This window comes from Roseibium album (assembly GCF_001404515.1).
Classification (GTDB): domain Bacteria; phylum Pseudomonadota; class Alphaproteobacteria; order Rhizobiales; family Stappiaceae; genus Roseibium; species Roseibium album.
On the sequence record NZ_CXWE01000001.1, the window covers coordinates 616,922 to 630,633 of the forward strand.

A 13,712-nucleotide genomic window follows, 5' to 3' on the forward strand; every position below is an offset into this window, starting at 1 on the left:
GACAGATACCGGGCTGCGATCCTGAACTTGATCCGTCGGCGGCTACACTTGAGGGGCAGGCGAACCGGTTATTCCGCCTGCTGACGTGCGATTACACGGCCCCTTGAGGTAAAGGAGGGACCGGGACCGCCGCTGCCGCTTGTCATGATCGCCTCGGCAATCGGGCCGAGAGTGGGTTTGCCGGCCGTCCAGACCACTATGAAATTTGCCCCGACGCCACCGCTGGTGTCGTTGATCGGAATAAGCACGGTCTTTGACTGCAGCGGCGCAAGTTCGAACGGAGCTTCAAGCAGGCTGCGCAGCAACTTTCCGTCTTCGCCGTGGTAATCGACCCTGGTCAGTGTCAGGGTCGTGTCCGGATCGACATTATGCACCGCAAGCGTAGTTGCGAGCAGGTCCGAGCGGTTCGGATAGGAGAAGATCCTGGAATAGGCAGGCACATAGATCGTTTCGCCAAGAACCTTTTCGGTGACGTCCTGTGCTGACGCGGCAGCTGTCCACAAAACAGCAAGACTGAAAAAGAGGCCGGACAGCGATTTGAACATGGCATTCCTGACAGCGAAGGGTATTTTGACCTGAACGCACTGTCCTAGATGCTTGCAGCGATTGCAAGCCAGCGCGGCCAGCGATATTGGCGCGGTCATCATCGGGCAGTCAATCTGGCGAAGAGCGAGGGAATAGATGGGTGCACAGACAATCAGGTTCCTGATCCAGGTTTGTTTTGCCCTGGCTGGATTGCTGGCGGTTGTGTTTGTCGCTTCGCCCTTCGGACCGACACTTGGTTTTTTTCTTCTGGTGTTCGGTCTCTGGCTTGGACGCAGGGTGTTCAAGCGCATCGCAACACTCGATGAAATCAGGCAGGATCTGCGTCAGCGCGTGGATGACGGCCCCTGACGCGCCCTGTCGAAGTTATTCGGCGTTGCAAAACGCTGATTTCCGCTTTAGGTCATCTCCCTTGGGATAATGCCAGACACGCCCTATATGCGGTCTGCCGAAAACAAGACTAACCGGATCAGAATCAGACCGCTATGGATCAGCTGAAACTTGCCGCCCTCGACCAGGAAGACCTGCAGGTTCTTTCCACCCACTTGCAGGACGCCGTAATGACGGTGGCGGACATCCGCTTTCTGCCGAAGGAGAAAAAGGCGGTCTTCATCGTGAACCGCTTCGTTTGGGACAAGGAGGCGGACAAGCGTACGAGGGAACACGAGCGTCGCAGATCCGCCCTTGCTGTCGGGCAGGTGACAGGTATGAAGGTGCAGAACATCCGGCAGGAAGCCAAGGGCGTGGTGCTGGAATTGCTGGCTGTCACGTTTGAGGCAGCAGATGAGCCTTCAGGCAAAATCCAGCTCGCTTTTGCCGGTGGTGCCAGCATTGCGCTGGACGTGGAGTGCATAGAGGCGCAGCTTTCCGACCTCGGTGCCGCCTGGTCGACCCCCAACCTGCCGCAACACGACCTCAGCTGACCGATGATCGGGACTAATTCGGTGCCTGGCACCGTTTGTGATGGAGATGCGCGTGGTTCTACGCCTAAACAGCACCGAAACGGGATTTGAGGAACGGTTCCAGGACCTTTTGGCGGGCAAGAGGGAAGTCTCGGAAAATGTCGACCAGGTGGTTCGCGACATAATCGAAGATGTTCGCGCGAACGGCGACAGGGCCGTACTGGACTATACCGCAAAATTTGACCGGCTCGATGCAGCCGGCATGGCGGAGCTCACAGTCTCCGGGCAGGAAATTGAGAAAGCAGTGAAGGAAGTGCCGGCGGAAACGCTGGAGGCCCTGCAATTCGCTCATGACCGGATTCATGCGCATCATTCTCGCCAGGTGCCCAGGGACGAACGTTATACCGATGACATCGGTGTGGAACTGGGGACGCTCTGGACAGCGATTGAGGCTGTTGGCGTCTACGTGCCCGGCGGTCTGGCAAACTATCCGAGTTCGGTGCTGATGAACGTCGTTCCGGCGCGTGTTGCCGGTGTTGATCGCATCGTGATGGTGGTGCCAAGCCCGGACGGTGTTCTGAACCCGCTCGTTCTGGCGGCCGCCAGTGTTGCCGGCGTCACCGAGATTTACCGTATTGGCGGTGCCCAGGCCGTTGCCGCTCTTGCCTTCGGTACTGAAACCATTTCTCCGGTTGCCAAGATCGTCGGTCCCGGCAATGCCTTTGTTGCAGCTGCAAAGCGCCGGGTGTTCGGTACCGTCGGCATCGACATGATTGCCGGGCCTTCCGAAGTCCTGATCGTTGCGGATGGCGACAACAATCCCGACTGGATTGCCGCCGATCTGCTGGCTCAGGCCGAGCACGATACGGCCGCCCAGTCCATTCTGATGACAGATAGCGAAGATCTGGCCGTTCAGGTGGAAAGAGCAGTGGAAGCGCAGCTGAAGACGTTGCCGCGCGAGCAGGTGGCAAGGGCCAGCTGGCAGGATTTCGGTGCGATCATTCTGGTGGAGAACCTTGAGGCCGCAATGCCGCTGGCCAACCGGATCGCACCCGAACACCTGGAGCTGGCTGTTGCCGATCCGGAAGATCTCTTGAAAAAAGTGCGCAATGCGGGGGCAGTTTTTCTCGGGCACTATACGCCGGAAGCGATTGGTGATTATGTCGGTGGCTCCAATCACGTGTTGCCCACGGCGCGGTCTGCGCGGTTTTCCTCAGGTCTCTCCGTTCTGGAATTCGTCAAGCGCACCTCGATCCTGAAGTGCAATGCGGATAATCTGCGGGCTCTTGGCCCGGCGGCAATCACATTGGGTGAATCTGAGGGGTTGTCGGCGCACGCGCGCTCTGTTTCCATCAGGTTGAACATGCAACGGAGATTCTAGAAGGCTTCTCGCACATGAGCGATACGCAACCGGAAACCAATTCGCAATCCGCCGGCAGTCGGCTGGTGGATATCGTTTTGGACGAAGCCTCCATTGCGCGTTCCACCCCGGAAGTCGAGCATGACCGGGCAGTCGCGATCTACGATCTGATCGAGGAAAACAGTTTCCAGCCAGTGGGGCACCCACCCGCGAAATATGTTCTCGACCTTGCGGTTGTCGAAAAGAAACTGGTGTTTCGCATAAGAACAGATGACGAGCGTGAGGTCGTCACTCATGTCCTGTCACTGTCGCCGCTTCGCAAGATCGTCAAGGATTATGACCTGATCTGCGAAAGCTATTATGAAGCCATCCGCCATGCGACGCCAAGCCAGATCGAGGCGATCGATATGGGGCGGCGCGGAGTTCACAATGAAGGATCGGTTATCTTGATGGAACGGCTGGAAGGAAAGATCGCGGTTGACATGCAGACAGCGAGACGTTTGTTCACGCTGGTCTACGCCTTGCACTGGAAAGGCTGAGACAAGTGACCGGGCCGGGCCTGCGTCCGACTGCGGTTCTGTTCGCCTGCGGGATGAATTCCGTTCGCTCCCCGATGGCCGAAGGTCTGATGCAGAAACTGTTCCCCGGCCGGATCTACGTGCGCTCTGCCGGTGTCCGGCAAGGCAAGGTCGACCCCTTCGTGGATGCGGTAATGGCCGAGATCGGTGTCGATATGGGCAAACATCGGCCCAAGACCTTCGAAGACCTGGACGAATCTGGATTCGACCTGATTGTCACCCTGGCGCCCGAGGCCCACCACAAGGCTCTCGAGATGACCAGGACGGATGCGATGGACGTGGAATACTGGCCAACCATGGATCCGACACTTGCAACGGGGAGTCGCGAACAGATCCTGAACGAATACCGGACCGTGCGTGACCAGCTGATGATGCGAATCAAGAAACGCTTCGACTGGTCGCCCTCGGCGGCCGACTGAGTTTTCTTTTTTGTAAGGATCAGAAAGAACTGTTCACATTCTGACAGTAATCCGTTAGTTTCCCCGGCACCCGCGGGCAGGACCCGCTTTATTCAGGATATCAAATGGCTAAAGAAGAAGCTCTGGAGTTTCCGGGCGTCGTAACAGAACTCTTGCCGAATGCGACGTTCCGCGTAAAACTGGAAAACGATCACGAAATTATCGCTCACACGGCAGGGCGCATGCGCAAGAACCGAATCCGCGTTCTGGCGGGCGACAAGGTTCTTGTCGAAATGACCCCCTACGATCTCACCAAGGGGCGGATCACCTACCGCTTCAAGTAGCGGTCTTTTCAAGGTGGTTCCGGCTGCAAGGCTCTTTCTCCCATGACCGATGATTCTCCGCTCATTCTGGCATCAGCTTCGCCGCGCCGCCTCGCGCTGCTGCAGCAGATCGGGCTCGATCCCGATCACCTCATGCCCGCCGACATTGACGAGACGCCCAGGAAGCATGAAACGCCCCGCAGTCTTGCACTGAGGCTTGCCCGCACCAAGGCCGAGGCCGTTCGCCAGTCGGCGGATGCCTCACCGGAGCTCAAAGGGGGTATCGTGCTTGCGGCTGACACGGTCGTCGCTGTCGGCCGTCGTGCGCTGCCGAAGGCGGAACTGACCGAGCAGGCACTGATGTGCCTGTCGCTTCTTTCCGGCAGGGGGCATCGGGTCTTCACCGGTGTCGCCGTTGCAGAAGCCAACGGCAAGGTTCGCTCCAAGCTGGTTGAAACACGTGTCCGGTTCAAGCGCCTGTCCCGCATGGATGTCGACGACTATATTGCGTCAGGAGAATGGCGAGGCAAGGCGGGTGGCTATGCGATCCAGGGCCTTGCCGGCAGTTTCGTCGTCAAATTGGTGGGATCTTATCCCTCTGTTGTCGGACTGCCTCTGGTCGAGACGGCGAACCTTCTGAGTGCGGCCGGCTATCCGGTTCATCAGGGCTGGGCGACAGCTGCCGCCTGACGGCAGACAGGGGCAACCCGGCCAAACACTGCGAGGCATGATGACCGTAAATGACAACGAGACATCGGTTCGGCGCATGCGTCCTTGTCCGATCTGTTCGAAACTGTCGACAAGGGAAGACTACCCCTTTTGCTCGGACCGCTGCGCCAAGGTGGATCTGAACCGCTGGTTTTCAGAGGGTTATACGATCCCTGTGGTCGAAACCGACGACATCGACGAGAGCAATATTCCCGAAGACTGACTTTCCGGACACAAGCCGGACTGTCCGGATCTCCGCATCGGGCGCGCAGTCCGGAATTCCCACGTCAGACATTTTACCGAATTCTCGCGTCGCGTTGGTGCGCGAAGCTTCTCCGGTTAAATTAATTTTTCTTTATCTCGCACCGTCCACTTGCGGTGGCAACAAATCTGATCAAAGATTTCAGGCACCGGCTGACCCGGCCCGATTTCCCGGTAGTGACAGGAGGTTATGGCGCTGTGAATTCATGCGCTCCTGTGACCAATCGGAATATCGAGCTCGGCAGGTGCGATGCCCGCCTTTTGCGCGGAACCGAAAAACAACCAGAATCCAGGGCGAGGGTCCGATGAAGAACCGATTTCTTACCGCTGCAGTGTTGTCTCTCTCGACGGCGCTGTCTTCGGCTGCATATGCTGATTATTCACTGTCGATACTGCATTTGAACGACCTGCATTCACGTATTGAGTCGATAAACAAGTACGATTCCACATGCGACGCGGAGGACGAAGCGGAAGGAAAATGTTTCGGTGGTATTGCCCGTATCAAGACGAAACTCGACGAACGCCGCAATGCGCTCGAAGCAGATGGCAGGAATGTCATTATCTTAGACGCAGGTGATCAGTTCCAGGGTTCGCTGTTCTATACGACGTACAAGGGCGACGCGGCGGTCGAATTCCTGAACGAAATGAATATTGACGCCATGGCGGTCGGCAATCACGAATTCGACGATGGCCCGGAGGGTCTCGCCAATTTCATCGGCAAGGCGACGTTTCCGATCATTTCCGGTAATATCGAGGTCAGCGCCGAGCCGCTGCTGAAAGGCAAGGTTCCCGGTATCGTCATCCTGGAAAGGGGTGGCGAAAAAATCGGTATCGTGTCCGCTTTGGCCGAAGACACGGTCGATACATCCTCACCGGGCGATGGTGTCCGCTTCATTCAGGCCGAAGACTATCTGAAAGGTGCCGTGGAGGGTCTCGAGGCTGCCGGCATCAACAAGATCATTGCAGTCACTCACATGGGCTTGCCACGGGATATGGAAATTGCCGCGGCCGTTCCCGGAATCGACGTGATCGTCGGAGGACATTCTCACACGCTACTTTCCAACACGCAGGAAGGTGCGTCAGGTCCCTATCCGGTTCTTGTTACAAATCCGGAAGGCAAGGAAGTGCCCATCGTTCAGGCGTATGCCTACGGAAAGTTCCTTGGCGAACTTGATGTCACCTGGGACGATGACGGCAATCTCCTCAAGGCCGAGGGCGAACCGATCCTGCTGGATGCGTCCGTGACACCGGATGAAGGCTTCGCGGGCCGGGTTGCCGAATTGGCTGCGCCGATCGAGGAACTGAAAGGCAAGGTCATCGGATCCAGTGAAGATGTCATCGACGGTGACCGCGGCTCCTGCCGCGCTGGCGAGTGCCAGATGGGCAATCTCGTTGCCGACGCCATGCTTGACCGTGTCATGGACCAGGGTGTCCAGATCGCAATTCAGAACGGTGGCGGTTTGCGCGCCTCCATTGATGGCGGTGAAGTCACCATGGGTGAGGTCCTGACGGTTCTGCCGTTCCAGAACACCCTGTCCACTTTTCAGCTCAAGGGAGCGGACGTCGTAACGGCGCTGGAAAACGGTGTCTCCCAGGTCGAGGATGGCGCGGGTCGCTTCCCTCAGGTTGCCGGTCTGAAATACTCCTGGACGCGCAAGAAGGATCCTGGCGCCGGGCGCGTCCTCGTTGTCGAAGTCATGGAAGACGGCAATTGGGTGCCGCTTGATCCGGAAAAGGTCTATGGTGTTGTCTCCAACAACTACATGCGCGGTGGCGGTGACGGCTACAAGGTCTTTGCCGAAAACGGCATGAATGCGTATGACTTCGGGCCCGGACTGGAGGCGGTGGTTGCCGACTACCTCGCAGCGCGCAACGGCTATGCGCCCTACACCGATGGCAGGATCACCGAACAGTAAAGTGTTCCCCCGAACGCCAATTGAAACGCGCCGCATGCCGGCGCGTTTTTTTTCGGTGTTTGGCGTTACGGGAAACGAAGCCTGTTCAACCCGGTACCGGCAGAACGAAGTTCTGTGCGCACCGGTTGCCCCTGACCGGGTGTAAATGCCCTGATATTGCATGTGCCGGAACGGATAGGTACCCGGCGCTGTTGACGCGCGCGCACGACAATCTCGTGATGTGCATCCATGCAATCACCTCATCCCGCTCGAATTTCGCCATGTCGCAAAAAAATACGTGTTTTCAGCATCTTGAACTGAACTGTGGTTTTCCCCAACCCTGCTGGCAGGAGCGGGCAAAAAACTTTGCCAGAGTGCTGGACAAGGTCTGAACCAGCCTCTATAAGGACCGGGCTTTCAGCGAACGGGGGCTTTTCCCGACCCAAGCAAAGCGCGCCCAGATAGCTCAGTTGGTAGAGCAGCGGATTGAAAATCCGCGTGTCGGTGGTTCGATTCCGCCTCTGGGCACCACTCAACTTTCTGAATTTCCTTGCCTTTTTGTTTGCGTGCACTGTTCAAGCCTATTGGTTTGACAGTTTTGGCTCTTCGGTTGTTCACTTCTGCCCCAAAAACCTTCCCAATGCTGGCCATTTTACGCCTCAGATCCGCGCTCCTTCAGGAGTGCGAGGCCTTTGCTTCGGTCATCTGTCCAGGTCCGTCTACGGCAGCGCGTTCGTCCAACTCAGTTTCCCTGAGTTTTGTCGCCAAGATGTGTCGCAAGCCAGAAAGCGTCAGGTCGGGTTGCACTCTGCTGTCCGCTTGCAGCGCAAGGCGCATATTGCGCCAGCATGCCCCGAAGCCCGAAACCGTCCACGAGTGACCTGCAAATAGCGTAACTGCGTCAGTTGCCGGCGCTGCTTCCACCGCATCCCTTGATGGTTCGATCACAGGCCAACAGACTGGAGTGCCAGTCTAGAGCGCATCCATTGAATGTTGGATCATTTGACCGGCGCGCTTTCTTCGGCTGCCCAGGCGGCTTGTGTGCAGCGGTGTACCCCACCACAAGCGCAAGCCAACGCAGTCAGCGGGAGAAAGAGCCCGGCCCTTCGGGTGCCGGAAAGCAGCGCATCGGCAGCGTTGCGCCACTTGACCGATGCACCACATCGCCCTTCGTGACGCGCCTTGCCGAGTGACCTGCTTTCCGGCATCAAACGAACCAACATTCAATGGATGCGCTCTAGAATCGCTCGGTTGAGATCGCTCCAGCCTTGCAAAAGGATTTGGGTAGTGTCGGCGCTGAAGTACCCCAGGAATGCGGATACTCACTTAATCTGCCATTTTCTGTCTGCTGATCTTCATCACCAGGGAGATTGGCAATGTCGAAACGGAAGCAGCATTGCCCGGAGTTCAAAGCCAGATCACCACTTGGCTCCTGGACGGGCGTCCAGCGCAGTCAGTCCATGTCCTTTGTCTGGACGGATCGTCTGCGCCGAAACTTCATACGCATTTCGATGGATGGAGTTCTACAATCTTGAACGCCCCCATTCCGCTCTTGGCGGCCGGCTTTCAGCAGCGGTCCATAGGCTGCGAAAGAATGAAATCCAACCAGGACAGCGGAAACAAGGAGCAGTCCAATTTACGATAAACCTGTCACGTGATTGGTGAGTAGCTCACTGTTCAGCTTTGACATGCGGCGGTGTCGGAACAAGTTGATGTCATCGGAAATCAACTTGTGGGCCCGGAATGAGCCATTGGCTTTCAATTTCCAATGTGGAGCCTGCAGACAAAATCTGGCTCGTGAAACGAACCAGGCTTCGGGCTGGTTTTCGTGGAGACGAGAGACGCTAATCATAGCTTTTAAGCGATAGACGCCCCTCATGCGAGATTTCAAAAACACGATTCGCGCGTTTGCGCAAAACGGTTTCGTTGTGAGAAATCAGCAGAACAGCAGAAGAAAATTGTGACGAATATTCAGCTATGACGTCGATTGCGAGCCGTTGTATGGACATGTCGAGGCGTGAAGAGGGTTCGTCACAGACTAGAAAACTTGGTTGAGCCAATAGCACGCGTATGATCGCAAGACGCTGCAACTCTCCACCACTCACTTGATCCGGCCGCCGCAGGAGCAAATCATCCGTCAATCCAAGCCTCGACATCAATTCGGTTCTGATATTGGCTCCGGCACTTTGCGGCGTGAGTTTGTCGAACACGTCCCGCAAAACAAGGTTTGGTGGAAAGGACGTTACGGGGTTTTGAAACAGCTTCTGGAACTTTTTGCGTCGCTTCCGGATCAACGCGGAATTCAGGTCTGAGCCAAACCATTGCACTGTCCCCGACTGCGGCTTTTGCAGTGCGAGACAGAGATCTCCAAAGGTGGATTTACCGGAACCGCTCGGACCCAGTAGACCGACGATTTCGCCGCCATCGATCTCCATCGTTGCTTCACTGAGGATTGGGTTGGTGCGCCGATAGCCAAAGGTGACATCTTCCAGACGCACGACAGGGCAATGTGGTTTTTGCGGTGTTGCGGCAGCAGTTGGCCAGTTTTGCGGTGCGCTGCGGATCAATTCACGCGTTGCCTCACTTCGCGGGTTGGTGAGCACCTGACTGGCCAGCCCCTGTTCGGCAATGTGGCCATCCCCCAAAACGATGATGTCGTTGGCCAGAGCACTCGCCACCTCAAGATCGTGGGTAATGACAATCAGGCCGCGACCGGGCGTCCTGAACCGGCCAAACAAGTCGATAATCCGCTTCTTGTTGCCACCGTCGAGCCCTTTTGTCGGTTCATCGGCGATGACAAAACTGGCACGCGCGACAAGTGCCATGGCGATCATGATACGCTGTTGCATCCCGCCGGAAAGCTGGCCGGGGATCTTTTTCAGATCATCCTGGTCGAGACCAACCTCCGCGCTGATCGCGCCTGGCGACTTGCAGGAACACGCAGGGTCGCTCCGCCAACGGAACACTTCAGCCAACTGTTTGCCGACAGGCATGGTTGGATTGAGTGCAAGTGCCGGTTCTTGCGGAAGGACAAAGACATGGTCTTTCCAAAGTGGTCCGTCTGCGGGGGAGCCATTGAGACAAACATCTCCGGTCATGGCCATCCCGGGAACCGGCAATCCTGAAAGTGCAGCTGCAAGGAGTGACTTTCCCGAACCTGACCGCCCGACAACACAACAGGTTTTTCGCTGCTTGAAACGCAGGTGTGGAACATCCAGCGACAATTGTCCTGCAGACAGTTTGAGATTGCGGGCCTCAAGACAATGCATCAATTCAAGCCCGGTTTGGCTTTGGGCATTGATTGCGACAGGATAAGCAAGGCGAGCACTACCCAGACTATCGCGAACACCGGTGCTGCCAATTGAACGGGTGAAATTTGCCAGTAGACGCGAAGATCATTGATCATCATGCCCCATTCCGCCTGGGGTGGTGCAATTCCGACGCCGAGAAATCCAAGAGTGGCAATCGCCAGAACGATGCGCCCTACGGAGATTGCCCCCAGTGACAAGAGGTAAGGCAGGATCACGGGCAGAACCTGCAGGCGGAAAATTGTTCCCCCGCTGGCACCTGCCAGGCGGGATGCAAGCACATGGTCGCTGTTCACAATTTGCTGCCCCACGGAATAGGACAAACGAAAGTATTCTGGCCAGGCGACGATCCAGAGTAGAAAAACGATCACCATCGCACCACCGCCCAGAACATCTGCCAGGAGAAGTGTTACCAACAGGCCTGGAAGGGCGTAGACCGCATCGGAGAACATCACGAGTGAGGTGGAGATCATTCCGCCAGTCCACTGCGCGATCCCGGCCAAGATGCACCCCAGTGCAATGCTGAAGACAACAACGGCAATTGCAATGCCGGCCGAATATCGCGCACTATGAAGCAACCTTGCAAGGACGTCACGACCAAGCTGATCTGTGCCCAATGGGTACTGCGCGCCAGGCGGTGAAAGAACCGAGAGCAGGTTTTGTGCATTGGGGTCCACTGCATATAGCAACGGCCCGAAGGTGGCTGTCATGACGAACAAGAGCGTCAGTGCAATGCCTAGTTTCCAGGGCCTACGCGCTTCGCTGACATGAGACATCACGAGGCCTTGCGACGATAGATACGCCACGTCAAAAGGTCGCTTAGTGTTGTGCAGCAAAGATAAAACAGCACGAGCGCCAAAACGAGTCCCTGCATCAGCGGCACATCCAGCGCTTTGACCGCGTTGATCAGCGCCCAGCCCAGACCGTGATAGTTGAAGACCGTTTCGATAACGATCACATCGTAAATCAGGAACATGAAGACCACGGGAAGATAATTCAGCACTGGGCGCAGCGCGTTTTTCAACCCATGCCGCCAGAATAACTCTCGCTCCGGAACGCCGCGTATCAAGGCGTGCAGCATAAAGGGTTGCAAACGGACATCAATGACGGCTGTCCTGACGACGCGGCTCAGCAAACCGGAAATCGACAGGGCAATCGTCAGGACAAGCACCCAGAGACGTGCCCATCCTGATGTGCCGCTGAGTGTTGCAAGGCCGAGTTCGACCACGAAAAGTTGCACCATGACGATAGCAACGAGGAAAGACGGAATTGTAGAGATGGCGGCACTAAAGACCGTCAATACCGTGTCCAGGTGGCTGCCTGCAAAACGCGCGCAGACATATCCGGTTGGAATCGCCAGGGCGACACCTGCGATGAAGCCCCAGAAAACGGTTCGCAAAGAATTCTGACCGTGGTGCGCGATATCGTGCACCACGTCTCGCCCGGTCACGAGCGAGACGCCAAAATCCAGTGTCAGTGTTCCGGCCAACCAATCGGCATATTGAACCAGTATCGGGCGGTCCAGCCCATAGGACTGACTGACCACCTCCGCCAGTTGCTGATTTGGTTCAGTGCCGGAAAACCTCGCTGCCGCGATCTGCATGGCAATGTTTTCCGGAAGGAGATGCACAGCCCAAAATGAACACGAAGCGACAAGCAACGTGATGGTCAGGATGAGCAGCGCCTTCCTCGCCAAAAGTGCGGCAAGCGTCATTCAGCAGACTACTCCGCCCAGGTCAGACGATTAAGGCCGAAATCGCGTTCGTAAACGTCGAACGTGAAATTCGATACATTCTTCGAAACCGCATAGACATCGTCATACCAGGTGACCGTCACCATGGGATGTTCCTCATGGATCATCGCGACCATATCGGTACGAAGCTGCGCCAGCTTTTCCGGATCAACCGTTCTTTGATACGTCTCGACCAATGCGTCAAACTCGTCGTTGTTCCAGTTCATGGAACCCCAGAAGCCCCCGCTCTTGTAAAAGTTCTCGCTCAAGGCTCCGATTGGATCGGGAACGTACACGAAGCTGTCTGAAACAATGCCAGCCTCCAGCGTTCCATCGGTGTGCCCGTCCGATATGACGGTCCAGTCGCCTTGCTTCATCGTAACTTCAATGCCGACTTCCTTGAGCATGCTTTGGATCGCAACGCCAATGACGGGAAGCTCCGGGCGCGAGTCATATGTCCGCATTTCGATTTCAAAACGGTCGCCGTCACGGATCAATATGCCGTCGTCGCCCTTTGTGAAACCAGCACTGGCCAGCAATTCTGCGGCTTTTGCAGGATCATGGGAAAAAGGTTCGAGTGATGTATCGTGCCATGCGGGCAGGCTGGCCGGGAATAACTGCGATGCCGCCGTGTCTGGATTGCCGACAATGGAGGACGCGATACCTTTGCGGTCAATTGCGTAGCTGATGGCCTGACGCACCACGACTTCGTCCAGCGGAGCCAGGCCCCCATTGAGCTTGAGTGCCCTAACGCGCGGGATTGCTTGAATTTGCACTTGCACACTGTCCGCGCTTGCAAGCATTTTTGTCGCTGTGACCGGTAAGCTGAACGCAAACTCGACTTCACCCGCTTGGGCCATGGCTTGACGCGCCTGGGCATCGGGAACGAACAGGTACTCGACCTTGCCGATCGTCGCCTTCTTGCCCCAGTAATCATCATTCGCCGATAGCTTCAGCATTGTCGGGTCGGAAGCATCGGTAACAGAAAATGGTCCGGTTCCCGCGACGCTGTCGCCTGTCTCATCAGTCAGGTTCGCTGCGGAAACAATCCCGGTGTTCCAGTCCGCCAGAACCGCGGGCAAGATGGAATACGGACGATCAAGCTTAACGACGACTTCGTCACCTTCGAAAGCGATGTTCGTAACTGGGGCAGTTCGCAAGGAGCTTTGCTCCTGGAATTTGGTCAGATTGGCAGCGACTGTCTCCGCGGTCAAAGGGCTGCCATCGTGGAATAAGACACCCGAGCGAATTTTGAACCGCCATTCCGTCAACGTGTCGTTTGGGATCCAGCTTTCGGCGAGCAAACCAACAATTTCGCCGTCGGTAGTCGGCATTGTCAGCGTTTCAACAACACCTGTGCGTGATAGCGCTGTACTGGCGGAAGGGATTAGAGCACCGATCTTCCACGGTGACGCAATACGGATCGTGTCGTCGGCTGGACCTGCATGACCTGGTGCCGCTGTCAACGATATCACTGCACCGGTCACGGCAGCGGCAAGGAAAAAGTGTTTCATCGAATGGGTTTCCTCAGTCTTGCAAAGATAAAAGTCAACGCAATGGACGCCCTGGATAGACGTCGCCAATTTTCAGGAAACGCTCTACGGGAGTTGTAACCGCGCGATTGTCTTGGTTTTTTGGGAAGGCTGGCTGGACCTGTCGAGATCACTGCTTGCATGCGTAAATTAGCCGATGGCTTCGGTAATG

The 13,712-nt window shown here is 56.4% G+C and carries 16 protein-coding genes and 1 tRNA gene; 11 read left to right on the plus strand and 6 right to left on the minus strand.

Annotation, left to right across the window (positions count from 1 at the left end; genetic code table 11):
- Positions 1–68: 68 nt before the first annotated feature.
- A complete protein-coding gene (locus LA5095_RS02805) occupies positions 69–545 on the minus strand; it encodes a DUF3124 domain-containing protein (protein WP_029064077.1) in 477 nt (158 codons plus the stop codon).
- 136 nt (positions 546–681) lie between these two features.
- On the opposite strand from LA5095_RS02805, the gene LA5095_RS02810 reads away from it, so the two are divergent.
- The 10 genes from LA5095_RS02810 to LA5095_RS02860 all read left to right on the plus strand — a co-directional run bounded on the left by LA5095_RS02810 (position 682) and on the right by LA5095_RS02860 (position 7,499).
- Positions 682–894 (plus strand): hypothetical protein, encoded by a 213-nt coding sequence (locus LA5095_RS02810; RefSeq protein ID WP_055111731.1) that lies wholly within the window; start codon positions 682–684, stop codon positions 892–894.
- Between the two features lie 134 nt (positions 895–1,028).
- Positions 1,029–1,466 carry a DUF2948 family protein gene (locus tag LA5095_RS02815; protein WP_055111733.1) on the plus strand — a complete coding sequence of 146 codons (438 nt, stop codon included), beginning with the start codon at positions 1,029–1,031 and terminating at the stop codon, positions 1,464–1,466.
- 52 nt (positions 1,467–1,518) lie between these two features.
- A complete protein-coding gene (gene hisD / locus LA5095_RS02820; protein ID WP_055112698.1) occupies positions 1,519–2,826 on the plus strand; it encodes a histidinol dehydrogenase in 1,308 nt (435 codons plus the stop codon).
- Between the two features lie 14 nt (positions 2,827–2,840).
- Entirely contained in the window at positions 2,841–3,344 is a 504-nt protein-coding gene (locus tag LA5095_RS02825; protein ID WP_055111735.1) for a UPF0262 family protein, read from the plus strand.
- Positions 3,345–3,349: 5 nt separating this feature from the next.
- Complete coding sequence (locus tag LA5095_RS02830; RefSeq protein ID WP_029064072.1) at positions 3,350–3,802, plus strand: arsenate-mycothiol transferase ArsC; 453 nt, start codon at positions 3,350–3,352, stop codon at positions 3,800–3,802.
- A 104-nt stretch (positions 3,803–3,906) separates the two neighbouring features.
- Positions 3,907–4,125, plus strand: coding sequence for a translation initiation factor IF-1 (gene infA / locus LA5095_RS02835; protein WP_006939340.1), 219 nt, complete (start codon positions 3,907–3,909; stop codon positions 4,123–4,125).
- A 42-nt stretch (positions 4,126–4,167) separates the two neighbouring features.
- Positions 4,168–4,794: a Maf-like protein gene (locus tag LA5095_RS02840; protein WP_029064071.1), complete on the plus strand. Its 627-nt coding sequence runs from the start codon at positions 4,168–4,170 to the stop codon at positions 4,792–4,794.
- 40 nt (positions 4,795–4,834) lie between these two features.
- Entirely contained in the window at positions 4,835–5,035 is a 201-nt protein-coding gene (gene yacG / locus LA5095_RS02845) for a DNA gyrase inhibitor YacG (protein WP_055112699.1), read from the plus strand.
- A gap of 343 nt (positions 5,036–5,378) precedes the next feature.
- Complete coding sequence (locus LA5095_RS02850) at positions 5,379–6,989, plus strand: bifunctional metallophosphatase/5'-nucleotidase (RefSeq protein ID WP_055112701.1); 1,611 nt, start codon at positions 5,379–5,381, stop codon at positions 6,987–6,989.
- Positions 6,990–7,423: 434 nt separating this feature from the next.
- Positions 7,424–7,499 (plus strand) — tRNA-Phe (locus LA5095_RS02860).
- 467 nt (positions 7,500–7,966) lie between these two features.
- On the opposite strand, the gene LA5095_RS02865 is transcribed toward LA5095_RS02860, so the two are convergent.
- Positions 7,967–8,191, minus strand: coding sequence for a hypothetical protein (locus LA5095_RS02865; protein ID WP_055111745.1), 225 nt, complete (start codon positions 8,189–8,191; stop codon positions 7,967–7,969).
- 153 nt (positions 8,192–8,344) lie between these two features.
- Between LA5095_RS02865 and LA5095_RS32625 the strand changes: the two genes are divergently transcribed.
- Positions 8,345–8,503: a hypothetical protein gene (locus LA5095_RS32625; protein WP_158510323.1), complete on the plus strand. Its 159-nt coding sequence runs from the start codon at positions 8,345–8,347 to the stop codon at positions 8,501–8,503.
- A gap of 309 nt (positions 8,504–8,812) precedes the next feature.
- Here LA5095_RS32625 and LA5095_RS02870 read toward each other — a convergent pair whose 3' ends face one another.
- The 4 genes from LA5095_RS02870 to LA5095_RS02885 are packed head-to-tail and all read right to left on the minus strand — an operon-like array spanning position 8,813 to position 13,522.
- The gene (locus LA5095_RS02870; RefSeq protein WP_055111746.1) at positions 8,813–10,237 is read right to left on the minus strand and encodes an ABC transporter ATP-binding protein; all 1,425 of its coding nucleotides are present in this window, start codon (positions 10,235–10,237) and stop codon (positions 8,813–8,815) included.
- A complete protein-coding gene (locus LA5095_RS02875) occupies positions 10,237–11,052 on the minus strand; it encodes an ABC transporter permease (protein ID WP_055111748.1) in 816 nt (271 codons plus the stop codon). Before LA5095_RS02875 ends, LA5095_RS02870 begins: the two co-directional genes overlap by 1 nt.
- Positions 11,052–11,990, minus strand: coding sequence for an ABC transporter permease (locus LA5095_RS02880; protein ID WP_055111750.1), 939 nt, complete (start codon positions 11,988–11,990; stop codon positions 11,052–11,054). Before LA5095_RS02880 ends, LA5095_RS02875 begins: the two co-directional genes overlap by 1 nt.
- 8 nt (positions 11,991–11,998) lie before the next feature.
- Positions 11,999–13,522, minus strand: coding sequence for an ABC transporter substrate-binding protein (locus LA5095_RS02885; protein WP_055111752.1), 1,524 nt, complete (start codon positions 13,520–13,522; stop codon positions 11,999–12,001).
- Positions 13,523–13,712: the final 190 nt, after the last annotated feature.

What these genes read in the sequence shown, in the direction of transcription:
- LA5095_RS02805 (WP_029064077.1), bottom strand. Translation starts at nt 545, where the DNA reads ATGTTCAAATCGCTGTCCGGCCTCTTTTTCAGTCTTGCTGTTTTGTGG.
- LA5095_RS02810 (WP_055111731.1), top strand. Translation starts at nt 682, where the DNA reads ATGGGTGCACAGACAATCAGGTTCCTGATCCAGGTTTGTTTTGCCCTG.
- LA5095_RS02815 (WP_055111733.1), top strand. Translation starts at nt 1,029, where the DNA reads ATGGATCAGCTGAAACTTGCCGCCCTCGACCAGGAAGACCTGCAGGTT.
- LA5095_RS02825 (WP_055111735.1), top strand. Translation starts at nt 2,841, where the DNA reads ATGAGCGATACGCAACCGGAAACCAATTCGCAATCCGCCGGCAGTCGG.
- infA (WP_006939340.1), top strand. Translation starts at nt 3,907, where the DNA reads ATGGCTAAAGAAGAAGCTCTGGAGTTTCCGGGCGTCGTAACAGAACTC.
- LA5095_RS02840 (WP_029064071.1), top strand. Translation starts at nt 4,168, where the DNA reads ATGACCGATGATTCTCCGCTCATTCTGGCATCAGCTTCGCCGCGCCGC.
- yacG (WP_055112699.1), top strand. Translation starts at nt 4,835, where the DNA reads ATGACCGTAAATGACAACGAGACATCGGTTCGGCGCATGCGTCCTTGT.
- LA5095_RS02850 (WP_055112701.1), top strand. Translation starts at nt 5,379, where the DNA reads ATGAAGAACCGATTTCTTACCGCTGCAGTGTTGTCTCTCTCGACGGCG.
- LA5095_RS02865 (WP_055111745.1), bottom strand. Translation starts at nt 8,191, where the DNA reads ATGTTGGTTCGTTTGATGCCGGAAAGCAGGTCACTCGGCAAGGCGCGT.
- LA5095_RS32625 (WP_158510323.1), top strand. Translation starts at nt 8,345, where the DNA reads ATGTCGAAACGGAAGCAGCATTGCCCGGAGTTCAAAGCCAGATCACCA.
- LA5095_RS02870 (WP_055111746.1), bottom strand. Translation starts at nt 10,237, where the DNA reads ATGCATTGTCTTGAGGCCCGCAATCTCAAACTGTCTGCAGGACAATTG.
- LA5095_RS02875 (WP_055111748.1), bottom strand. Translation starts at nt 11,052, where the DNA reads ATGTCTCATGTCAGCGAAGCGCGTAGGCCCTGGAAACTAGGCATTGCA.
- LA5095_RS02880 (WP_055111750.1), bottom strand. Translation starts at nt 11,990, where the DNA reads ATGACGCTTGCCGCACTTTTGGCGAGGAAGGCGCTGCTCATCCTGACC.
- LA5095_RS02885 (WP_055111752.1), bottom strand. Translation starts at nt 13,522, where the DNA reads ATGAAACACTTTTTCCTTGCCGCTGCCGTGACCGGTGCAGTGATATCG.